We start from the raw sequence: 24,040 nt of genomic DNA on the forward strand, positions 1-24,040 counted from the left end.
TAATATTGGTATTATTTAAAATTTATTTTTTGATATCACGGGCACAACTGTTCAAACTTTGTTTTTGGCACATGCTTATCTTATTATTTAAATGCCTTTTCGAATGCAGCAATTCTTCTTTCAATGGCTTGTATGGTAATACTGCTATCTATTACACTTTCAAAGCCATGCAGTGTTCCTTTTGTTTTGTTTAATTCTACTTCAACTCCCGCCTTCATTAATTGATCTGCATATATTTCGGCTTCATCTTTTAGGCTGTCGAATTCTGCTGTTTCAATGTATGATGGTGGAAGATCCGAAAAGTTATGGGCTCGTAAAGGATAGGCATAAGCTGGAGTTTCCCCTTTTGTGTCTCTCAAATATAGCTTAATGGCATCTTGGCTCATAGGAGTGTTCCAAATAGGAACGCCTGTGTATTTTTTTGCACTTTCTGTTTGCAAGCGATCATCTGTGAGTGGGTAAACCATCATCTGAAAACAAGGGGTAAACGCTTGCCTGTCGCGCAGCATTTGAGCAACAGCTGCCGTTAAAGCCCCTCCAGCACTATCGCCATAAAGTGCAATGCGCTTTTTATCTATCCCAAGTTTCTGGGCATTGTCAAACACCCAAATTGCAGTATTATAACAGTCTTCTACTCCATGCGGATAAGCACCATCCAAGGCCAGGGTGTAGTCGATAAAAACTACTTTTGCACCTGTTGCCAAAATATAGGATTCATACAATTTCTTGTAAGTGGGAATTGCATACATCCAAAATCCACCACCATGAAAAGCTACAATAACCGGAGCATTGTCCGAACTATTTTTTTTCTGATATACCTCTACATTTCGAAGCTCTTTATATCCTTCAATCTGATAGTATTTAATTTCGATTGAATCATTAAACTCTTGTTTTTTATAAGCCCTTTTAAGAAATCGGTTCATCATTTTTTTTGGGAATGTTCCTTTAAACCGATAATTAATGATCCCTAATTTCTGAAAATCGGGATGTAGAGCTTCAACATAATTGTATGGCGTGGGGTGGTAACGCAACAAATATATAAACCCTGCTAATGATAAAAATTCGGTAACAATACCAACAATAGCCTGCTCAGAAACTCCGTCAATCATGATACTGATGAAACGAGTGAATAACAAAACAGATACTGCTATAATTGCTGGTTTCAGCCACCACGAGCCACGGATAAAATAGAAGAGTATTAGCAATCCCATAAGCAGGAGCATACTACCAATATCTGCTTTAAGAGCATTGATACTGACTAAGGATGCCGCTTTTACCTGAAAAATCTCCATGCTTAATGCCGGTGAAAACATCCAAATTGCCCATAAAACAAACATCAGGCACATTATTGCGAAAAGATATGTTTTAACGATATATTTCATTGTTTTTTATAGTTTATTTTTTCGAATGTTAAAATACAATAGCATGGGTACACTAACACAATCAACAGCAATTAAATAGGGATCAATTTCCCACAAAGGTGATGCTTCCTGCAAAACCAAAACAGCTGTCAGTCCAAGCGCATTGATAATAAGAGCCGGAAGAAGCAGTGTTTTTTTTCGCAGAAGAAAACTAATCCCAAATAATGTATATAAAGCTCCGATGACCAGTATGCCGATGTATTGAGCTTTATCTACTGTTGAAGCCTCTAAAAAGAAAATCAAGTAGATAATGTGCACAGGTCCAACCAAGGATAAGAGTGCGCCCTCGAGTGTTAAAAGTCTTTTGTGTATCGTTTTCATTACTTAAGCTTTTAAATTGTTCTTATTTAAAAATTGACTTGCTCTGTTTACAATTGCATCTGTAAATTCGGGTTTGCAATACTGGTATAATTAATAGGTCGTAAAAGTTGCCTGCCAACAACGCGTCGAACTACACTAAAGTCGGCAGGCTTCATCATAAACGATACCAATTTTAAAATCCATATTTCGATGCCAACAAAACTCTTTCTTACTTGTAAAAATCAGTTGCTTTTTGCAGATACTATATCGATTCTCTTATTGCACTTTCAATCCACTCATTGCTTGGCAAACCTTTTACCAAATAAGCTTCTCTCGGAGCAATAAAGCCTTGTGCATTTTTAACTACAATCTCTAACTCATCCAAGTTGGTTTTCTCGAACTCGCTAAGTTTAGGCAAGCCAATGCCTTCTGCAAATTTACGCATGGCATCTGCAAGCGCTTTGCCTGGGTTTTCACCTGCCTCTACACCAAAAATGTTCAATAAATCAGCTGTAGAATCCGGTACACCATCAGCTAAGTATTCTACCATTGGAAACAGCACGTGTGCTACGGCTACTCCATGCGGAATATTCCACTGCCCACCGATTGCATGCGCTATACCATGTCCGATATGAGTCATTCCCTGCATGCCGGCAAATATTGCTAGAGTTGATGCTTCTGCCATGTTTTGTCTTGCTTCCAAATTGCTACCATCTGCAACAGCTTTTGGTAAATTTTCTACAATTAAGCGAATGGCTTGTAAGCCAAAAGTTTTGGTTAAATTGTTTCTTTCTTTTGAATATAATGCCTCCAAGGCATGCGACAAGGCATCCAAGCCTGTAGACATGCTTACAGAAGCAGGCATTCCTTTGTGTAGTTCACCATCAACAATGGCAATTGTTGGAATCATCCCTGGTCCGTAAATAGACTCCTTGCGTTTCTTTTCCACATCCTTAATTCCTGCTGCCGGGCTCGCTTCGCTTCCGGTGCCTGCTGTTGTAGGAATGGCAATCAGGGGCAATAGTTTATCGGTACACCAATAGCCTGTGCGTGTGGTAAAGTGCTTGTCCAAATTATCCAAGCCTAGCGTAAGCATTAAATCCATCGCTTTGGCACAGTCCATAGTACTTCCGCCACCCACAGCAATAATCCCGTCAATTTTTTCACCTGCCATATCTTTGATGGCTTTTTCGATAATATGAGATGGATTGTCGGGTAGTACTTCGTCAAAAATCGAAAAGGAAATATTGTTTTCAATTAGAATATCAGTAACCGTTTTTGTAACTCCGGTTTTAACCAATATTTTATCGGTTACCACCAATATATTTTTCAAACTGAATCTCTCAACTTCTTTAAGAAGCTCTTTTTTAACTGATCCAAGACCAAATATTAAATGACCTGGATGTGCAAATTGATACATATTTTTAATTTTTGCTGTATTTGATAATTATTCCGGTTTTACCATGAAATAAGTCTCAAAATCAAAACCATTTAAGACTCGTTTTTCTGTTTATAGTTTTTCCATTTGTCAGATGGAAGCGGCAAGATCAAAATAACCATTATCCTGTATGTGTAATAATTATTTTAATCATGCTCGCTCCATGGTAAAACGGGAATAAGCTGACCATTTTGTGAAAAGCTATTTTATTTGCCTTCAGCTTCCATTAGCTTCTGCATTAATGTTCGAACATCGTGTTCTTCATCACCTTCATAACGAGGAGCATATTTGTCGAAAGCCTCTTTTACCTCCTTGTAACGATCATCAATACGTTTCATGTTATAAGCATGCGACACTACATAGAATTTTCCTTCTTTTATTTGTTCCATAGCTATGCTTGTATACTTGTCGGTATCCATAGCCAATTGCATGGATGCTTCGTCGCCTAATTCAGATTTTACAAAACCCGGGCAAATGTGCGACACTTCAATGAAATCAGGTGTTTCTTCGCGCAACGATTCTGAAATTGCAAGCGCAGCATGCTTACTAGCTACGTAAGGTGCTGCAAAGGGTACACCGTGGAAGAAAGAGTTCTCTGAACCAATATTGTAAATGGCAGCTGGTGTTCCTTGCTCAATCATTCTTTTACCGAAAACTGAGCATCCGTTAACCATTCCATACACATTAACGGCAAAACCTTTCTGAAAATCTTCGCCTGTTGAATCAATTACAGACTTGCTTTGAACCATGTTTCCCGCATTGTTTACGATAACATCTACATGCCCATATTTTTCCCAAGATTGATCAGCCAATTCTTCAACACTTTTACGATCGGTTACATCACAAGGAAAAGCAGTAGCTTCAATTCCCAGATTCTTTAATCTCGCAACCGCTTCTTCATTCCTGTTTTGCCTTCTTCCTGCAATAACAATTTTTGCTCCTTCTTGTCCAAACTTTTTAGCAAATGAGTAACCTATTCCGGTTGCTCCCCCGGTTATAACAACTACTTTATCTTTAAAATTTTCCATGATTATTATTTTAAATATTAATAAATCTAAGATTATTTCATTTTCATTTGTCCAAGCATCATGTTATCGAAAGTGCGATCTCCCAATAAACCTTTCATCATAATTCCTCCTTTGGCATCCATGCCTACTGCATATCTGGTTTTCGGGTTTTTCTCTTCAATAGCTTTAATAATGGCGTTTACAACAGGTTCTGGACTTGGAGCCTTTTCATACATCTTTTTAAAGTATGGAATAAAATTATCAACTATAGGTTGATAGGCTTCTCCCGGATTTACCGCTTCAAGTTCTTTTAGTACCACATCGTCAAAACCAGTGCTAAATGCTCCGGGTTCAACAATCGAAACATTAATTCCAAAGCGCTTCACTTCTTGCCTCATGGCATCCGAAAGTGCTTCAACGGCATGTTTCGAACTGGCATAAAAACCTAAAAAAGCGGTACTTACTTTGCCCACAATGGAGCTAATATTTACGATGCTACCTTTTTGCATCTTGCGCATATGTGGCAAAACATGTTGAGATACCCTTACCAAGCCCCAAACATTTACATCATACATGCGTTTCATGTGATCGATGTTGGTGGTTTCGATAAAACCATACGAACCAAAACCTGCATTATTTACCAAGGCATCAATTCTTCCTTCTTTTTCAATAATCTGATCAACACCTGATTTTACCGAATCGTCTTGGGTTACGTCCATTTTAATGGCTTTTCCACCAGCAGAAACCAATTCATTCATTTGTTCAACACGACGGGCTGCACCATATACAATGTAGCCTTTTTTTATTAGCTCTAAGGCAGTAAATTTTCCAAAACCAGAGCTTGCTCCTGTTATCAAAACTACTTTTTTACTCATAAGGGATATTTTTAATTGAATGTTTTTAGATGTGATAAATTTACAATGATTTACAGAGGTGTTTTTATACGATTCACGGATAGTTGTATACGATTTACTTTTAACCAAAGCGGCATGGTTTAATCTGCATAAAAAAATATCTTTCAAGAAGCCGGTATGGCTTTATTCTTAACTGAAAACACCTGAGGACATTCATAAATATGTGTAGTATGATGTATGCTGGCTATGTTTTAAAACATAGATTATATCTAAAGTCGGTGATTTATACTATTATACTTAAGTAGTGTTTATGCATTTTTAATTGTAGTAAACGAAATGCATATTTATAATTTTGGATTATCGATTAAAGTTATAATATTTAATGCACTTTTTTAAAACTAAAATTTGATATAATGACAAACAAAGAGAGCTTCGAATCGATTAAAGAATCCTTATTATCTATCCCCGAAAATGTAGTAAGTGATCCAGGAATGCCTGTAAGCATTTTCTTGACCGAGGCCGAAGACAAAACATACTATGTTACATTAGATAAAGATAAGCTTGTAGCTGCTGGTTTGAATGAAATATACATCACCAGCTTGCCAGTTCGAATTGGTGCTTTGCGCCACACCCAATCCGAATGGCTAAAAGAGTCGGAAAGAAAAACCGAATTGGCCGAACAATGGAAAGTGCTGTCGGCAGAGGCCAAAAAATTACATAGGGTACTGATTCATGATTTTAAGTTTGCTTACAGAAACGACAAGGAAGGCAAAAAAGTGGTTGACAAAATTGCGAAGGGCAGTGGGTATGGCGACATGGTTCAGGATTTTAGCAATCTGCACTGTTTTGGTACAGCAAACCCACAAGCATTAACTGATATTGGTTTTGACAATACAAAGCTTGAAAGAGCTTTGGAATTGGCAAACAGCATGGGTTCTTTGCTTAGTTCCATTAATGGTGAAAGAGACGAGAACGATAAGCCTGCAAAAGAGATGAGGGATCGTGCATACATGTACTTGAAAGAAGCGATGGATAAGATTTATGAGTACGGAAAATACGTATTCTGGGAGAATGATGAGCGATTGGAGAAATACTCATCGGAATATTTTCGCCAATTAAGAGAAGAAAGAGAGGAAAAAACAGAATAAGCCAATACCGGCAACATTCAGATATAAGCCGAATTGCCTTATGAAGGCAATTGGGCTTTGTTTTTTTTTAAAAAAACATAGGCAAATAACTTTATCTGCACAGTATAAAATTCAAATCATAAAAAAATCTATTAAAAATGAAAAGTAAAAGCTTAAGAACAATCGTATTATGTTGTGCTTGTTTGTTTGGCATGGTTATTACATCCTGCGACAATGACGATACGCTCGAAAATGTTGATAATTATATTGTTTCATTTAATCTTACCATTAATGGTGAAATATATCCGGGATTGGTAAACAACGATCAGAATATTGTATTTATTGAAAATGTAGAGACAAATGCTGATCTCAAGAATGCAGATTTTATATTTAATTTATCAACAGGAGCAAGTATTTCACCTGATCCAAGTTCTGTAACAAACTGGGAAAATCCGGTTGACTTTACCATTACCGCAGAGAATGGCAGTTCACGTAAATACCAAATCAGCGTAAAGCGTATAGGAGAGTCAACAAACAACAGCATTAACAGCTTTTCCATTCTTTTAAACAATTTAAAATACTGGGGGGTAATTGATCATGAAAAGAATACGATTAATGTTAATCTGCCAAGTGTAACCGATATTCAGAACCTCACAAATATTGAATACACCATTGCACAAGCTGCTCAAATTAATCCTTCGCCTGCCGAAATTAAGGATTGGAGTAAGCCAATAGAGACCACTGTAATCGCTCAAAATGGAGATGAAAGAACATATACCATTGCTGTGAATACAATATCAGATGATATGGACACGGGAAATCTTTTAAGCTCTTTATCTGTGCAGTTGCAATCAATAAAGTATTGGGCAAGTATCAACCACGAAACAAAAATTGCAGAACTTATCTTACCTGATGATGCTGATTTAAGCAACTTGCCAGATTTGGAATATACAATATCTAAAAATGCCAGCACCAGCCTTGCTGATATGCAAGATAATGATTGGACATTACCCAAAGAAATTACTGTTATCTCGGCAGACGGAACAGAGAATAAATACACAGTTATCATTACAAAAGTAAGTGATCATTCGACTGTTGATAACCTGCTAACTTCCTTTTATGTATTGCACAACAGTTTAAAATACTGGGGAGTAATTGATCATGAAAATGGAACAGTTAAAGTGAAATTACCCATGGATGCTGAGCTCGGCAATGTAGAGAATGTTGATTTTTCTATCTCAAAAGGAGCTTCGATTTCTCCTAACCCCAAAGAAATAATCGATTGGAGTGCAGGACTTGCTTTTAGGGTAAGCTCTAAAACCAATAGCAAAGACTATGTAATTACAATTGAAAAAATTACCACTGCCCAAACAACTTTTGTAGGAGATATTACATTTACCAGTCAAAAGCAGTTGAAAGAATTTGGAAAACTGGGCTACACCAAAATTATTGGGAATGTTGAGCTTAATGGCGATGAAGCATATTCATCAGGAAAGGGTACCGGAATGATTTATAGCCTTAGCCCTTTGTTACATATAGAGGAGATAGTAGGTGATTTGCGGGTTATAAGGTGTGACAAGATATCATCGTTTGAAGGACTAAAGAATTTAAAAACGATTGGAGGATCCTTATACGTTTCAGATAATGATGGCTTGTATGATTTTACTGATCTGGAAAACCTGGAAGCCATTGAAAGAAATTTATACATAAATATGTATGGAGGTAACCAAATTACCGATTTATCTTTTCTTAAAAACCTAAAAAACATAGGTGGTGATTTGACAATGGATTATTCGGGTAACAATTTTAAAGGTTTGGAGAAACTGGAAGAAATTGGAGGTGAGTTTGAGATAAATGGTGAAAATATAACTTCCCTGGAAGGTCTGGAGATGCTAAAAAGTGTGAACCGTCTTTCTATTTATGGTACTAACATTACTTCTCTTAAAGGTCTGGAAAATTTCACTAGTATTTACAATATAAGCATCGAAAGTTGCCCTAAGCTGGTAAATCTTGAAGGATTTAATAATGTAACTTCTATTACATTTTTGAGAATTTCAAATAATGCGGCCTTAACAGATTTGGATGCACTTAATTCTCTTACATGGTGTTCTGGTATTTCAATTATCGACAATGCGATGCTTAAGAATATTAATGGTTTAAGTAATGTAAGTAACCATACATCTGTTGAGCTCTATCGCAACCCTGTTCTTCAAAATGTTGATGGTTTAAAGGGAATTGAAGAGTGTTCAACTATGATCATTTCAGAGAATGAAATATTGGAGAATATTGATGGTATCAGCTCGCTAAAAAAAGTAAACAATATTTTGACAATAGGACATAACAACAACATCACTAACATTAATGCGCTAAGTGGATTAACTGAAATCGGAACTTCAATTTCAATTCAGCACAATGCTAAGCTTGATGATATAAGTGGACTAAGCAATCTTACTACGATAGGTGAACACTTATCCATTCTTTATAACAACATCTCAAATTTAGATGCACTTACAAATCTTAAAACGCTTAAGGGTGATTTGTGGATACAGGGCAATACAAACTTAAACGACTTTTGTGGCCTAAAAACACTAGCAACCGAAGGAGAAATTGGAGGAAGCATTTCAATCTCCGAAAACAAATACAATCCAAGTATGGATGATATAAAAGCAGGAGACTGTAGTTTGTAATGCAGGCATAAAAACAAATGAATCAATAGGGCTGACCAATTTATGGGTCAGCCTTTTTTTTGGAATTACGCAGATTGGGTATTGCTTGCGCAGATTGGGGTAAAAATGCGCAGAACGCTTAAAAAGTGCTCAGGATGGGTTGTTTAGCCGCAGAAGACCCCAATATGCTGCAGAACCACTGTTAAAATGCGCAGAACCACTGTTTATGCCGCAGGACGGTGTAAAAATGAGTAGGTATGGCTTAAAACCGTCAACATATGGCCTAAAAATGCTCAGAATTAAGAAAAAGATCCGCAGAACAGCATATTTTAGCGCAGAATGGTAAAAAAATGCGCAGGTCGAGATGATTTTGGCGCAGGATGCAGTCAACCTAAGTGCAACCAAGCATATTATCAAATACTAAATAACCTGAGTTCCACGTAACATTCTATCCGCAGAAAGTTATATTTGCGATAGATTTGCATTAAAAATTCGGAAAGAATTGCAGGCTATTTTGAGGAATTTTTAATGTGAAGATGAGATAAAGAGAACTTTCCATTATGTATTTGCCTGTTTTTGGCATAAATTTCCTCAAATCTTCTTGAAATATCCCGATATTCCTTCTAAAATTTGAGAAAATTTCTACTCAAAATCAGATCAAACTGTGAACGAATTTTACCTCGAACTCACCTTAAATAAATCTGACTTCTTGTGGTGGATGTTTTTAATCGAACTCAGATTATATTACCAATCGGGCTTGCGATTTTCGCATTAAGCTTATCTGGTTTCACTTTTTTATTTATCACCAATTGGTTAAATTACGTCTTGTAACCCAATTTAACCCTATGGCAAAAACAACCCGCTGGCGTCGATTCTTAATTTGGCGATTAAGACATATCAACAATCAAAACTTCATGCTAATATTAAGTGTTTTTGTAGGTGTTGCCTCAGGCATGACCGCTTTAATATTAAAAACAGCAGTATATCGCGGAAGAGAGTATTTATTAGATGGAATTGATTGGGCCTATCAGAATTACTTGTTTTTTTTGTATCCCATGATTGGTGTGGGCCTAACCTTGCTATTTAAAAAATATATCATTAAAGATTTTATTAAGCACAATATTACGGCAATTCTGCAAGCCATATCAAAACGGAATAGCATTGTAAAATTTCATAAAACCTATTCTTCGGTAATTGGTTCGATAATTACCGCAGGATTTGGAGGAAGTATCGGACTCGAGTCGCCAATCATTTCTTCGGGTGCAGCCATAGGTTCCAATATGGCTCGTAATTTTCATCTTAATTATAAAGAAATAACAGTAATGTTGGCATGTGGAGCCTCGGGCGCCATTGCGGCCATTTTTAATACACCAATTGCAGCCATTGTTTTTGCCCTGGAAGTATTGTTAATCGATCTTTCAAGGTTTTCGTTGATACCGCTTTTAATGGCTTCGGTTAGTGGAGCCATAACAACAAAGCTATTTTTAGACGAGGAAATTCTGATAGAATTTGCCATTACAACACCATTTGCTGCCAGAGACATCCCATTTTTTATTTTATTGGGAATTCTGTCTGGCTTTGTATCGGTTTACTTTACGCGGATGTTTTTGTTGATCGAAAATAAGTTTGATGCCATAAAGTTATTACTAAACCGCATGTTAACAGGAGGTTTGGCATTAGGTGTGTTAATCTTCTATTTTCCTGCACTGTATGGCGAAGGATACAATACGGTAAAAGCACTTATTGCAGGCAGGTTGGACGAAGTTTTTCGATCGAGTTTATTCGAAAATTACACTGATGTATGGTATATGGTACTCATCTTTATTGGGGCAATGGTGTTTCTTAAAGTGATTGCAACATCAATTACCATAGGAGCCGGAGGAATAGGAGGAATATTTGCCCCTTCGGTATTTACTGGTGCCATGTTGGGCTTTATTTTTGTGTATCTCTTCAATCATTTTCAGTTGGGACAACCTTTGGATGCCAACAACTTTACACTTGTAGGAATGGCCAGTGTGTTGGGGGGTGTTTTACAAGCTCCTTTAACAGGGATTTTTCTGATAGCCGAAATTACAAGTGGTTACGAATTAATTGTTCCTTTAATGTTGTCAACAACCATTTCGTTTATTACCGTTAAGAGTTTGCAAAAAGAATCGATAGTAACCACTCAATTGGCAAAGAAAGGCGAGTTGATTACACACAATAAAGACAGGGCCGTTTTAACCTTTATGCAATTGTCAAGTGTAATCGAAAAAGACCTGAAAAGCATAAATGAAGATGCTACACTTCAAGATTTGATTAAGGTAATATCAAAATCAAAAAGAAATATCTACCCTGTGTTAACCGAGCAAAATTATTTAATTGGAGTGGTTTTGCTTGATGATGTACGCGAAATCATGTTTAACAAAGAGATGTACAACACACCTATTGGCAATGTAATGATTATGCCTCCTGCCTCTATTTCTTATAAAGATACAATGGAAGTTGTGCTAAAGAAGTTTACTGAAACAGGAGCCTGGAATTTACCTGTTATTGATGATGGGAAATATGTTGGTTTTGTATCAAAATCAAAATTGTTTTCTGCTTATCGTCAGCATTTGGTTAAAATAACCGCAGATTAATTTAGAAGGAATCTAAATTAACATTAGGGCTGTAGGTATGTCAGTCGTGATGAAAGCATAGAAAACACGGACTGTTCTGTTCCGTTCTGCAATAAAAAGATATCAATTTACCTTAATCAACACATTTTAATATTTGGAGCTTTAGCATAAAACTTTCTAAATTAGTGCTGCTGGTAAAGGCGTTGTATGCATGTTTTTTATCACAACTTTAAAATATAATTAACTATGGCTAACTTCGATCAAGATCAATTGAAACAACTCGCTAAAGGCTCTTCTAAAGCCTTTCAATTGATATTTGATCGATATTATTCTGAGCTGATTCATATTGCCGAATATTATATGAAAGACGCTAAACAAGTTGAAGATGTTATACAGGACGTTTTCCTTCAATTGTGGGAGAAGAGATCAAAACTTAAAATACATACAACGCTAAGAGCCTATTTGGTTAGATCTGTTCAGAATAAATGCATTGATAAGTTAAGACGAAATACCCTTTCTGATAAATACCAGGACGATCAGAAATTTAAATTAAGAGAGGCAATTCTTATGCAATCATATGCCGATAATAGTTTAGGGGTTTTGTATGAGAAAGAATTAAAAGAGAAACTTGTTGATGCTCTGGAAAAATTACCGGAGAAGTGTTTAATGACCTTTCAATTAAGCAGAGACGAAGGAATGAAGAATGCTGACATAGCCAAAGAAATGGGAATTTCGGAAAAAGCTGTGGAAAGAAACATGACTCGTTCGTTAAAAATACTTCGCAGAGAATTAAGTGAATATTTGTCTTCAATTGTATTGTAGTTCGCAATCGTTATCATTTTTTTTCCGACAAAGTGCAGACAATCAATATGCTGTGATTTTCTTTTAAAAAATCCATTTTTTTATGTGGGGGTAATTTATTGTGGTTCGTCTTTTATATGAATGCCACAAAAAAAGATATGATTGATCAGAATTTGATATATAGATACTTTGCAAAGGAGACAACAACCGAAGAAGGCAGTGAATTGCTCGATTGGTTGGAAGAGGATGAGGAAAATTTGAAACTTTATCAAAAGTATTTCGAATTGTGGATTGCTAAACAAGCTGAGTCAGATCAGAATATTTTTCGGAAAAATAAAGTTTGGGATAATATTTCAAGCATCACCGATACTGAAAAACAAAAAGCTCACAAACCCAACAAATCAGTTATCGTATGGTTGAGGCGCATAGCTGCTTCATTTATTCTTGCCGTTGGACTTGCTTTTACAGCTCTTTATCTTTCAGATACACGCTTAACTTTTAATGATATGGAATACCAGCAGATCAGTTATGACCCATCAATAGGATATATTATTTTTCCGGATGGTTCGCATATCTCGCTGCCGAAAGAAGAGCTAAGTATAAAATATAAAGACAGCAAAATCACTATTCTTACAACAAAAAACCAAGTTTGGTATTCTTCAAACGAGAATAAAAGTAAGCAAATCGGGAGATTGGTTCAGGAGTTGTATGTTCCTTTTGGAACTTCTTACAATGTAGAGTTCGAAGATGGAACAAAAGTGAAACTAAACTCGGGAAGCAAATTTTTATTTTCGAACAATTCCTTTAGTAAAGAACGTCAGGTTGCTCTTAATGGTGAAGCCTATTTTGAAGTAGCAAAGAACGAAGAGCGTCCTTTTATTGTAAATACTGATATTATTAACGTAGAAGTTTTGGGAACCAAATTTAATGTTCGCGCTTATAAAAACGAAAACCTTATTTCAACCACGTTAATTTCGGGTTCAGTGGCAATTACTTCGAACAACGAGGCCTACAAATTTGAGGATGTAATATTAAAGCCTAACGATAGAGCACAATTTTTTATTAAAGAGCGCCACTTAAAAATACAGAATGGTACCGATACGGAACTGTCGTCTTCATGGACAAACAAGATGTTGAAGTTTAATAATGAATCGCTTCAAAAGGTATTAGAAAAATTATCAATTTACTATGGATTAGAACTGGATGTAACAAATGCAGACCTGCACGATATTACCTATTCAGGGAAACTAAATTTAAGAGATTCTGTTCAGGATATTTTAATCGGAATTCAACTTTCGACTTGCATAGATTATAAAATTGACGGTAGAAACCTAAGTGTTTCTTCAAAACAATCAGAAAAAGTGAATAATTAACCCAAAGATAGGATATGGAAATCGGGGAATGTTTGCCCCATTCCCCGATAACGTTTGCAATATCCTCTTGGATATAAGTATAACTATTAAATTACAAATTTATGAAAAAAAAGCTCTTGGTAAAATCAGGTAAGTTAAAAATGCATAAACTTACTGTGATGATGAACCTGCTAATCTTCATGCTTTTTGGTAGTATTTTTACCGTGCAAGCACAAGGATTACAGAAGATTACCCTAAACGTAAAAGATGTTCCTGCTAAGACTGTTTTTAAGGAAATAGAAAAACAGACTGGATATGTGTTTTTTTATCGTGATGATTTAAAAGCTGTAGAAAAGACCATTGACTTTGTTGCAAATGATCAGGATGTAAAAGTTGTTCTTGATAATTTGTTGAATAAAAAGTTAAATGTTGATTTTAAAATTGAGGGGAAACAAGTTTACCTTAGCGAAAAGGAAAGTCAAAAATCTACTCAGACAAAATTGTTAAAAGGTATAGTTACTGATGCAGCAACAGGCGAATCTCTTCCTGGTGTGAATATTCTGGTAAAAGGAACTGCAGTGGGAACTACCAGTGATTTTGAAGGTATGTATGCATTAAATGATGTTCCTTTGAATTCTACAATTCAGTTTTCGTTTATCGGCTACCAGCAACAAGAAGTTACGTTTGTTGGCGAGGAGATAAGTATAAAACTTGCGGTTGATGCTAAGGATATTGATGAGGTGATTGTGATTGGTTATGGACAGGTACAAAACAAAAGAACGGTTTCAACAGCTGTATCTAAAATCTCATCTTCAAGTATCGAAGCTCTTCCGGTAAGTCGACCTGAATCAGTTCTTCAAGGTTCAACAGCTGGTGTTACAGTTGCACAAAACTCTGGTTCTCCGGGTGCTCCTTTAACCATTCGTTTGCGTGGTGTGGGTACTGCTGGCGAGGCACAGCCATTATTCCTTGTTGATGGTGTACAGGTTCCTAACCTCGATTACTTGAATACTTCTGATATTGCAGATATCTCCATTTTAAAAGATGCATCTGCTTCGGCCATTTATGGTTCACGAGGTGGGAATGGTGTAATTTTGGTTCAAACTAAAAAAGGAAAAAGAAATTCCGATCAGCCAACAGTTTCGTTTGATGGGTATTATGGATTTCAAAATCTTGCCAATACGCCGGATTTAATGAATAGAGATCAGTATGTAAGCTATTACAATGCCTATGCAAGTGCTAATGGATTAACTACTATTTCCGATGCAGAAAGAGCACAATTACCAGATACAGATTGGTACGATGAAGTATTTGATGATAATGTGCCAATTCAAAATTACAATGTATCCATTGCAAATGGGGGAGATAAGTATTCTTATTATTTATCTGGTGGTTGGTTCGATCAGGAAGGTATGGTTGGTGGCGACCGAGGAAAATCAGATTACAATCGTAAGAATGTAAAATTCAATTTTGATACTGATTTAATGGATAACCTGAAGATAAATGTAGGAATCGATTTGGTTCGTACCGAAAGAAATTTCCTTGATGAAAACTTTGCAGGTACAGGTTCTGCCGTATTAAACTACATTCCTGCACTTCCTGCTATTTATCCAGCTTTTGATGCGGAAGGATTACCATACGATATGGGACAGTTCGGTACAGGTGTAATAAATGGTATAACAATGCCATTCTCTGGTGTTGGAGCTGTTACCAATCCATATGTAGCACTTTCTCATAACAATAACGAAATGGTTTCCGATATGCGAATGCTTAACGTTGGTGCAAACTGGAAAATTAAAGAAAATTTGATTTTCAATACCTCATACGCATATTTTGAGGAGCGCTCGTTGCAAAGAAACTTTATACAGCAATATGATTACAGATATGCTGGTCATGAACTGTACAACGAAACCAATGATTATACGGAAACTGACTACAGAAACTGGTATTCACAATGGGAAGGAAACCTTACCTACACTTTTAAAAACTTAGGTGAAGATCATGATCTGGATGTTATGGGTGGTTTCTCTGTTTTGGAATCTTACAGTCGTGTTAAAGGACAATCAGGATCAGACTTTTTCTTGAATGATTTTGATGATGTGAACTTTGCTTTAATAAAGGATGCTTCTGCAATTACTAATCTTAAGCCAAGTGAGATTGAATCAGGTCTGTTATCTTTCTATGGTCGCGCCAAATACAATTATAAAAACAAATACCTGTTTACTACTACAATTCGTAGCGATGGATCTTCAAGGTTTGGAGATGATAGGAGATGGGGTTTATTTCCTTCATTCTCTGCCGGATGGGTGCTTTCTGAAGAGGATTTTCTTGCTGACTCGGACGTATTTGATTTACTAAAATTACGTGCAAGTTGGGGTGTTAACGGTAATGATAACATAAAGGACTATCAACATAATCCATTTTTTAACACAAGAACCGGACCGTCTTTTGGGGGTAATAACACTGTGGGAATAAGTACAGAATTTCTTCCAAATCCTTTTGTTCAATGGGAAGAAGTTTCGCAAACCAATATTGGTTTGGATATTAATGCATTTAATAATACTCTAGGAATAACCTTAGATTACTATAAAAAGAAAACATCTGACATGTTGGTGCCAATTGGTACGCCGGTTTATATTGGAAAACAGTCAGCTGCGGCAAACATTGCTGACGTAGAGAATGAAGGTTTAGAATTCTTGGTTTCTTATAAGAAAACTTATTCAAGTGGATTTAAATGGAATGCTACTTTTAATATTGGCTATAACAAAAATGAAGTTACAAGTTTAGGTTCTAATGGTCAACCACTAGATCGCGGAAACATTGGCTTTATTTTCCCTGATCCGATCACAAGAACTGATATTGGTGAACCTATTGCTAGTTTCTATGGATACGAGGTAGATAGAATTGATTCTGAGGGTGAACTAATTTTTAAGGATTTAGATGGAGATGGTAAAGATGGTGTAACTGATAAGACTTATATTGGTAATCCATTCCCTGATTTTACTTACGGTATTAATTTAAGTGCTTCCTACAAAGGATTTGATTTAAATGCTTTCTTGTATGGATCACAAGGAAATGACATCTATGATGCTACAGTTAGACTTGATGCTCCTTATTCGAACCGTCCGGTTTCATACGGACAGGAAGGTGCTCCAGCAAACCTTCTAGGTGGAGCAACGGGTACCGATCAAACACGGGTGTCAGATTTCTATGTGAAAGATGGTTCTTTTGCTAAATTAAAAACTTTAACATTGGGTTATAGTTTGCCTAAAGCTACAGTAGAATCTATGGGATTATCAAAAGTTAGATTTTATGTGACAGGTCAGAATCTGTTTACAATTACTGATTATGATGGAGTTGATCCTGAAATTGGACAAGCAAATGCACAATCGGTTCTTGATGTAGGTATTGATAGAGGATTCTATCCACAACCAAGAACAATTTTATTCGGTTTTCAGATCAGATATTAATCTTAAAAAAAGACTATTATGAACTTTAAAAAAATAAAAAAGGGATTTTCCCTTCTACTTATGGGATTTGTTCTGTTCTCGCTTGGTTCTTGTGATACAGATGATTTACTGGAAAAAGAACCCATAACAGATTTAAATGAGGCAACAGGTATACAAACCGAAGCTGATATTGAAGCAATAATAAATGGAGCCTACGATGTTTTACAATGGCAAGTGATAAATGGTCCATCTACTCATATGCACCCGATAATTTTTCAGGAGATAAGATCAGATAATTGTATTTCTCAATGGGCATCATACTGGGCTGCAGGGGTAGCATTTGACGATTTTGATGCTATTCAGCCTAATAACACAAGTGTTTTATCCTTATGGCGAAAATGGTATACAGCTGTTGCCAGGGCTAACACTGCAATTGAGTTTGCAACAAACTATGATGGTTTAACCACCAGTGAATCAAAAGAAAGGTTAATAGCTGAAGCAAAATTTGTAAGGGCATTTGCTTACTTCGAATTGGTAAAACATTGGGGTGATGTACCACTTATTACTGATTACGTAGCCACAACAGAGGATCAGCTGATTTATTCGAGATCACCAAAATCAGAAATATACATTCAAATTGAAAATGACTTGGATGATGCAGTTAAAGTGTTGGGTACAAAAGCAGAAATGGAATTGGGAAGAGCTACAAAAGGAGCTGCTCATTCATTGTTGGCAAAAGTTCATTTGTACCAAGGAGAATATCAGGATGTTGTTACCAATTGTGAAGCTGTTATGGCTTTAGATTATGAATTAGAAGAAAACTTTGCTGATAACTGGAGCTTGGATAACGAATATGGTAAAGAATCAATTTTTGAAATTGGTTATGCTGATGGATTTTTTAGTGCAGATTTTGAGTCTGATCAGGCAATATACAATCAAGGTTCTTCATCTTACCAAATGTTTGGATTCATCTTTAATAGTTCCGATGATGTTCCGGGTAATGGTGGATTTGGAAACTGTGTTCCAAGAAAAGGATTAATTGATATGTATGATGATGCTGATGTAAGAAAAGATGCTACATTCATTACTCCTGAAACTGTATTTGATGATATAGGACCTGCTGTTAATGGAACCGATATTTATCAGTTTTTCTGGGTAAACCCTGCTGCTTTGGAAACGAAAGCCAGTATGCGTAAGTATCATTTACCAGCGAGAGTTACAAGATCTATCTTGAATATGGGCGCTTCACCATTGAATGAAAAAGTATTGCGTTATGCAGATGTTTTATTAATGCATGCTGAAGCTGTGGTAATGGGAGCAACTGGTGCTGATGGACAAGCATCACTGGATAAAGTTCGTGCTCGTGCAGGATTATCATCAATTCCTCTTACAGTTCAAAATGTTAAAGATGAACGACGTAGAGAATTGGCAACCGAAGGATGGGATAGATTCACGGATTTGGTACGTTGGGGTGATGCCGCAAGTGTATTGGCATTTAAGAACTTCTCAACAGGCCGTGATGAGCTATTACCAATTCCTCAGTCAGAAATTAATCTTGTAGGTAAAGAAGTGTTAGATCAGAATCCTGGGTATTAGATTAACAAATTTTCAAATTAATAAGGGAAAGGCTTAGCAATAAGTCTTTCCCCAAAGACATCAATTGTTTCTATGATATTGAAATGATAATGGTTATTGTATGGACTTATTTTTATGGAAAAATTCAACAAAACCTTACTAATATTAGCGATGATTGTCTCAAGTAACTTGATTACATACGGTCAATTTAGTGCTGAGAGGTATAAAGAATGGAGCAACACCACAGGTTATGCAAAAACTTATGTTGTAGATTGTAATCATCCAAGAGCTTCTGACCAAAACTTAGGCTCGTTTGATTTTCCTTTTGCTACAATTAACAAAGCTGCACAACGAGTAAAAGCTGGAGAGAGGGTTTTGATTAGAGCTGGTGTGTATCGTGAGATGATTGAGCCATGGTATGGAGGAACAGGAGCAGACAAGATGATTTCCTATGAGGCAATGGGAGGAGAGAGAGTTATTGTTAAAGGATCTAGAATCTTTAACACCAAGTGGCTGCAAAATATGGTATTTACAGATGCTCTGCCAGAATCAGAAATCCCAAATACTTGGTCGCGAAAAGTTTGGGTGAGTAAGCTTCCTGAAAATCTTTTCGAAAAAGGTTACAATCCATTTACATTACCAAATATTTTGCCCAACGAGCATGATTGGATGCCTTGGTCGGTTTTAACCATCGGAAAGCCTCCATATAATTTAAAAAGAGGTTTGCTTTTTCAGGATGGAAAAAGAATGACTCAGTTAACAAATGAGAGAGATTTAACCAGAATTCCTGGTTCATATTGGGTAGGAAAAGATTCAAAATCAGTTCATATTCATCCTTTTGGTAGTAAGGATCCTAACAGTAGCCTTTTTGAAATTGCAGTACAAAGCCATTTATTCAAGCCGCAAAAAGTTGGTTTAGCTTATATACAGATTAAAGGAATCACTTTTGAACATTGTGCAAATGGGTTTTTAAGGACTTCAACCGGAGCTGTTACCGCTTTTGGGGGAGATCATTGGATAATAGAGGGAAATACCATTCGACATATCAATTCATCGGGACTAGAATTCGGGTATTTTGCATTCGAAATAGAAGATACAAACCCTCTTAATGTTCAGCCCCGAAAAGGAGATGAAAAAGGAGGTATGATAGTTCGAAACAATCGGATTTATGATTGTGGAACGGCAGGTATTCGAAGTTTTACTGTTGTTGATGGGATAATTGAGAACAATACGATTTGTAATTGTGGATGGCAAGATGCAGAAAATTATTGGGAAGTAGCAGGAATTAAAATGTTAAGAAATAAAAATACACTAGTCCGAGGCAATCATATTCATCATATTCAAGGCGGAAATGGCATATGGATGGACTGGGATAACCAGTATAGCAGAGTCACTAAAAATATCATACATGATATTCAAACCATTCAAGGAGGCATATTTGTTGAAGCCTCAAAGTATCCCAACCTTATTGACAATAACTTTTTGTGGAATATAGATGGGCACGGCATTTATGGTAATGATAGTGATGATTTATATGTTGTGCACAACCTAGTGGCAAACACCACTGCACCCGTTGTAAATGCGATTGTTTCTACCGACAGGTATTTAAATGGAAAAAAACTTACTGCCGAAAATAATACCGTTAAAAACAACATTTTTATTGATGCTGCCGAGCCAGTGGTATTGCAATCAGCAACAAGTACATCGGATTACAATTTGTTTGTTTCTAGCAAGCAGCCGAAAATGATTCATTTGAGTCAATTACAAAAGAATGGAAAAGAAACGAATAGTTTTGAGCTGAATGCATTTGCAAGTTTCAACCCTGACATTTATCATTTTAAGCTAATTACAGAATCAGAAATTATGAAGTTTCCTAAACTAAGAGTTTTGGATACCGACTATTATGGAAGGGATTTAGATCATCAAATGGTATATCCTGGTCCTTTTCAATTGTTGTCGAAAAATGTGGAAATTCTTCTTAACGAAGTTCCAAAGAATTAAAAGCTCTATTAGTTATTAAAATAAATTCATTATGAATCAATATAAATGGTATCCAATTTTCTTGGCCTCAATAGTTTCTATTGGAGGATTACTTTTGGGAATATCAGCAAATGTTTCAGGTGCAAGCGAGTTTTACAGACCATTTTTTGGTTTAAAGGTTGGCACTTTTATGGAAGGATTAGGAGTTAGTATTGCCATGCTGGCCACCTTTATTGGAACATTTACTGCAGGAAGTATTAGCGATAAAATTGGACGTAAGAAATCATTATTGTTAGCAGCATTTTTATTTAGTTTTTGTACAATCGGAAGTGGACTGGCACCTAATTATACATTTTTTTTAATTTCAAGATTTATTGGAGGTTTAGGAATTGGAATATGTTTGGTTGTTGTACCTATGTTTATCGCAGAATTTTCTCCTTCCAATAAACGAGGCTTCTTAGTATCCTTTAATCAGCTAAATGTAGGAATAGGCTTTTTATTAGCTTATTTGATTAATTCGATTGTGCTACAATATGTAAGTGATCCGGAATTGATTTGGAGATATATGCTTGGAGTAGGGGTAATATTTCCGGGGATCTATTTCATTTTACTATTTTTTGTGCCGGAGAGTCCGAGATGGTTGATGCAAAGAGGAAGAGAAAAAGAAACTCTTAGGCTATTGACAAAAATAGGAGGTGACTACTATGCCAAAGAGGAGTTGAGTCAGATTCAAAAAACTACTATATCTTCTGAAACAAATGCCGTTAATGGAATTCGCTCTCAATGGAAGGAACTGTTTAGTAAAAAAATGAGATTGATTATTTTAATTGGCTTTAGCGTCGCATTTTTTCAGATGGCGTCGGGTTTTAATTCTGTGATGTTTTTTGCACCAAAGATATTCCGCTTGGCTGGCTTTAGCGGATCAGGTTCATTCTTGCAATCCAATTTAATTGGGATAACTATGGTGTTGATGACGGTGGTTTCAATGTTTTTAATTGATAGGTTAGGCAGAAAGCCATTGTTGTTGATTGGTGTGTCAATAATGGGATTGGCTATGTTAATGTCGACATATTCATTCCAACAGGCAACTTATCAAATCAATAAATCAGATATCAATCAAGTTGCAGGTTCAGGCTCAGCTGAAGATGCTATTATTGCTGAAATTCTTACCAAATATGAGGGTAAAGTGTATCACAACGAGATTGAGTTTTTCCATGCATTTAGAGATGACATTAGAAATAGTGCTGAAAAAATTTATACAAAAAATGTCGCATTTTTAAGCACAATTAATGAGCTAAAGGATAAAAATCTTGACCAAGAAAGTTTTTTAAAGGAGCTTGCTTTTTCAGTGTATTCAACCTACAAAGATGATTTATTAGATGTTAGTATTGATATTAAATCTATACTAGTTATGATCTCAATTTTAGCCTTTGTTATTGGGTTTTCAATTTCTTTAGGGCCGATTACCTGGGCTTTATTGTCAGAAATCTTTCCTGGTTCAGTTAGAGGTTTGGGAATATCAATTGCCAGTACGTTAAATGGTATTACAAGTTTCCTGGTAGTTACCATTTTACCGATTGAGTTGGAACAATTGGGTGCTTCCTTAACCTTTTTAATTTACGGGATTTTGATGCTGATCTGTATTGCATTGGTTATTAAATATTATCCTGAAACGAAAGGAAAATCATTAGAACAGATAGAAAAAGAATTAGTTAAAATAGATTAGTTGGTTTAGAGTTAGTTAATTAGGAGTGGATCTTTCGGGGTGGCTATTGGGTTTGGGAACAATCTCCGAAAGATTCCACTTAAAATCAGATGTTATGAATAAAATTCAAAATCCTATTATATCAGGGTTCAATCCTGATCCTTCAATTATTCGGGTTGAAGATGATTATTATATTGCAAATTCTACTTTTGAATGGTTTCCGGGAGTTCAAATCTATCATTCGAAAGATTTAAAGAATTGGAGACTAATTGGCCAAGCATTAACCACTACTAAATTATTGGAAATGAGGGGAGCCCCAAATTCTTGTGGAGTTTGGGCTCCTTGCTTAACTTATAATGATGGCACTTTCTACTTAATTTATACAAATGTGAAAACCTTTGATGGGGTTTGGAAGGATACCCCTAACTATTTGACCACAACAAATGATATAGAATCAGGAGAATGGACAGATCCTGTTTATTTAAATAGTAATGGATTTGATGGTTCATTGTTTCATGATGATGATGGGAAAAAGTACTTGTTAAATATGTTGGTTGACCACCGTGGTGGAAAGTTTTTTGGAGGAATTCAAATACAGGAATATGATCCTGTAAAGCAAGTGCTGGTAGGTGAGATTAAGAATATTTTTGAAGGAAGCGAATTGGGTATTACCGAAGGACCACATATTTACAAACGAAATGGTTATTACTATTTAATGACCGCAGAAGGAGGCACAGAGTATGGACATGCGGTAACACTTTGTAGATCTAAAAATCTCTTAGGGCCATACGAACTGCATCCCAATAATCCTGTAGTAACATCCAAAAATAACCCTGACATACCAATTCAAAAACCAGGTCATGCAGATATCGTGGAAACACAAAATGGCGAATGGTATATGGTACATTTAGGAGGAAGGCCATTAAGCAAATTGGGAAGGTGCACGCTTGGGCGCGAAACCTGTATTCAGAAGGTGGAGTGGCGAGAAGATAATTGGTTGTATTTAAGCGAAGGCGGGAATGAACCTTTTGAAAAGGTTCCAATGCCTAACTTACCAGAACATGAATTTGGATCCCTGCCGGAGACTGATGATTTTGATTGTAAAAAATTGGATGTAAACTATTCTTCTTTACGAGTGCCCATCCGACATGATTGGGCAAACTTAGAAGAAAGACCTGGATTTTTGCGACTGTACGGAAGAGAATCACTTTGTTCTTTTTTTACTCAGAGTTTGATAGCCAGAAGAGTTCAGGCGTTTAATATCGAAGCATCAACATGTATGGAATTTTCACCAGATAATTTCCAACAAATGGCTGGTTTGGTATTCTATTACAATACAATGCATATGTATTATCTGAACGTTAGTTTCCATGAAGATATCCAAAAGAAATATTTACAAATTATAGCAGGAGACAATGGTAATTTTTCAGAGCCATTGAATCAAGCTATCGACATAACAGGTGTAGATAGAATTTATCTGAAAGGACATATGAATAGAACAGAGTTACAGTTTTACTACTCTTTTAATGGCGATGAATGGGCTGCTATTGGACCCGTATTAGATGCTAGTATCTTGTCGGATGATTATGTAAGGGACAATGGTTTACATTATAGAGCGGCATTTACCGGAGCATTTGTAGGCATGTGCTGCCAGGATTTAACCGGAAGTGGTAAGTATGCAGATTTTGATTGGTTTAGGTATGTGGAAAAATAAGATCAAGAAGAGGTGAAACGAGCATGATTAAAATAATTATTAAACACACAG

At 36.1% G+C, this 24,040-nt stretch carries 15 protein-coding genes; 10 read left to right on the plus strand and 5 right to left on the minus strand.

The window, feature by feature from the left end:
* Window positions 1-83 precede the first annotated feature (83 nt).
* The 5 genes from ACO05S_RS12785 to ACO05S_RS12805 all read right to left on the minus strand — a co-directional run bounded on the left by ACO05S_RS12785 (window position 84) and on the right by ACO05S_RS12805 (window position 5,041).
* Complete coding sequence (locus tag ACO05S_RS12785) at window positions 84-1,382, minus strand: alpha/beta hydrolase (protein ID WP_421918397.1); 1,299 nt, start codon at window positions 1,380-1,382, stop codon at window positions 84-86.
* A 6-nt stretch (window positions 1,383-1,388) separates the two neighbouring features.
* Window positions 1,389-1,742 (minus strand): hypothetical protein, encoded by a 354-nt coding sequence (locus ACO05S_RS12790; RefSeq protein WP_421918398.1) that lies wholly within the window; start codon window positions 1,740-1,742, stop codon window positions 1,389-1,391.
* 241 nt (window positions 1,743-1,983) lie between these two features.
* Complete coding sequence (locus ACO05S_RS12795; protein WP_421918399.1) at window positions 1,984-3,141, minus strand: iron-containing alcohol dehydrogenase family protein; 1,158 nt, start codon at window positions 3,139-3,141, stop codon at window positions 1,984-1,986.
* A gap of 224 nt (window positions 3,142-3,365) precedes the next feature.
* Window positions 3,366-4,187 (minus strand): SDR family NAD(P)-dependent oxidoreductase, encoded by an 822-nt coding sequence (locus tag ACO05S_RS12800; RefSeq protein ID WP_421918400.1) that lies wholly within the window; start codon window positions 4,185-4,187, stop codon window positions 3,366-3,368.
* A gap of 32 nt (window positions 4,188-4,219) precedes the next feature.
* Window positions 4,220-5,041, minus strand: coding sequence for an oxidoreductase (locus ACO05S_RS12805; protein WP_421918401.1), 822 nt, complete (start codon window positions 5,039-5,041; stop codon window positions 4,220-4,222).
* Between the two features lie 392 nt (window positions 5,042-5,433).
* Here ACO05S_RS12805 and ACO05S_RS12810 point away from each other — a divergent pair, with 392 nt between their 5' ends.
* From ACO05S_RS12810 to ACO05S_RS12855, 10 genes are all read left to right on the plus strand, one after another.
* On the plus strand, window positions 5,434-6,168 hold the full coding sequence (locus ACO05S_RS12810) for a hypothetical protein (protein WP_421918402.1): 735 nt from the start codon (window positions 5,434-5,436) through the stop codon (window positions 6,166-6,168).
* A 137-nt stretch (window positions 6,169-6,305) separates the two neighbouring features.
* Window positions 6,306-8,834, plus strand: a complete 2,529-nt coding sequence (locus ACO05S_RS12815; protein ID WP_421918403.1) for a hypothetical protein — start codon at window positions 6,306-6,308, stop codon at window positions 8,832-8,834.
* 824 nt (window positions 8,835-9,658) lie between these two features.
* Window positions 9,659-11,434: a chloride channel protein gene (locus tag ACO05S_RS12820; protein ID WP_421918404.1), complete on the plus strand. Its 1,776-nt coding sequence runs from the start codon at window positions 9,659-9,661 to the stop codon at window positions 11,432-11,434.
* A 225-nt stretch (window positions 11,435-11,659) separates the two neighbouring features.
* Complete coding sequence (locus ACO05S_RS12825; protein ID WP_421918405.1) at window positions 11,660-12,235, plus strand: RNA polymerase sigma-70 factor; 576 nt, start codon at window positions 11,660-11,662, stop codon at window positions 12,233-12,235.
* Between the two features lie 137 nt (window positions 12,236-12,372).
* Complete coding sequence (locus ACO05S_RS12830) at window positions 12,373-13,587, plus strand: FecR family protein (RefSeq protein ID WP_421918406.1); 1,215 nt, start codon at window positions 12,373-12,375, stop codon at window positions 13,585-13,587.
* A 101-nt stretch (window positions 13,588-13,688) separates the two neighbouring features.
* Window positions 13,689-17,036, plus strand: a complete 3,348-nt coding sequence (locus tag ACO05S_RS12835) for a SusC/RagA family TonB-linked outer membrane protein (RefSeq protein ID WP_421918407.1) — start codon at window positions 13,689-13,691, stop codon at window positions 17,034-17,036.
* An 18-nt stretch (window positions 17,037-17,054) separates the two neighbouring features.
* Entirely contained in the window at window positions 17,055-18,611 is a 1,557-nt protein-coding gene (locus tag ACO05S_RS12840) for a RagB/SusD family nutrient uptake outer membrane protein (protein ID WP_421918408.1), read from the plus strand.
* A gap of 114 nt (window positions 18,612-18,725) precedes the next feature.
* On the plus strand, window positions 18,726-20,591 hold the full coding sequence (locus ACO05S_RS12845) for a right-handed parallel beta-helix repeat-containing protein (protein WP_421918409.1): 1,866 nt from the start codon (window positions 18,726-18,728) through the stop codon (window positions 20,589-20,591).
* A gap of 31 nt (window positions 20,592-20,622) precedes the next feature.
* Window positions 20,623-22,296, plus strand: a complete 1,674-nt coding sequence (locus tag ACO05S_RS12850) for an MFS transporter (protein WP_421918410.1) — start codon at window positions 20,623-20,625, stop codon at window positions 22,294-22,296.
* Window positions 22,297-22,390: 94 nt separating this feature from the next.
* On the plus strand, window positions 22,391-23,989 hold the full coding sequence (locus tag ACO05S_RS12855) for a glycoside hydrolase family 43 protein (protein WP_421918411.1): 1,599 nt from the start codon (window positions 22,391-22,393) through the stop codon (window positions 23,987-23,989).
* Window positions 23,990-24,040: the final 51 nt, after the last annotated feature.

The organism is Marinifilum sp. (assembly GCF_965230805.1).
In the GTDB taxonomy this organism is placed as follows: Bacteria; Bacteroidota; Bacteroidia; order Bacteroidales; family Marinifilaceae; genus Marinifilum.

Coding starts and splice junctions, on each gene's coding strand:
- ACO05S_RS12845 (WP_421918409.1), top strand. CDS start 18,726: ATGGAAAAATTCAACAAAACCTTACTAATATTAGCGATGATTGTCTCA.
- ACO05S_RS12815 (WP_421918403.1), top strand. CDS start 6,306: ATGAAAAGTAAAAGCTTAAGAACAATCGTATTATGTTGTGCTTGTTTG.
- ACO05S_RS12805 (WP_421918401.1), bottom strand. CDS start 5,041: ATGAGTAAAAAAGTAGTTTTGATAACAGGAGCAAGCTCTGGTTTTGGA.
- ACO05S_RS12840 (WP_421918408.1), top strand. CDS start 17,055: ATGAACTTTAAAAAAATAAAAAAGGGATTTTCCCTTCTACTTATGGGA.
- ACO05S_RS12850 (WP_421918410.1), top strand. CDS start 20,623: ATGAATCAATATAAATGGTATCCAATTTTCTTGGCCTCAATAGTTTCT.
- ACO05S_RS12820 (WP_421918404.1), top strand. CDS start 9,659: ATGGCAAAAACAACCCGCTGGCGTCGATTCTTAATTTGGCGATTAAGA.
- ACO05S_RS12835 (WP_421918407.1), top strand. CDS start 13,689: ATGAAAAAAAAGCTCTTGGTAAAATCAGGTAAGTTAAAAATGCATAAA.
- ACO05S_RS12855 (WP_421918411.1), top strand. CDS start 22,391: ATGAATAAAATTCAAAATCCTATTATATCAGGGTTCAATCCTGATCCT.
- ACO05S_RS12800 (WP_421918400.1), bottom strand. CDS start 4,187: ATGGAAAATTTTAAAGATAAAGTAGTTGTTATAACCGGGGGAGCAACC.
- ACO05S_RS12825 (WP_421918405.1), top strand. CDS start 11,660: ATGGCTAACTTCGATCAAGATCAATTGAAACAACTCGCTAAAGGCTCT.
- ACO05S_RS12795 (WP_421918399.1), bottom strand. CDS start 3,141: ATGTATCAATTTGCACATCCAGGTCATTTAATATTTGGTCTTGGATCA.
- ACO05S_RS12790 (WP_421918398.1), bottom strand. CDS start 1,742: ATGAAAACGATACACAAAAGACTTTTAACACTCGAGGGCGCACTCTTA.
- ACO05S_RS12810 (WP_421918402.1), top strand. CDS start 5,434: ATGACAAACAAAGAGAGCTTCGAATCGATTAAAGAATCCTTATTATCT.
- ACO05S_RS12830 (WP_421918406.1), top strand. CDS start 12,373: ATGATTGATCAGAATTTGATATATAGATACTTTGCAAAGGAGACAACA.
- ACO05S_RS12785 (WP_421918397.1), bottom strand. CDS start 1,382: ATGAAATATATCGTTAAAACATATCTTTTCGCAATAATGTGCCTGATG.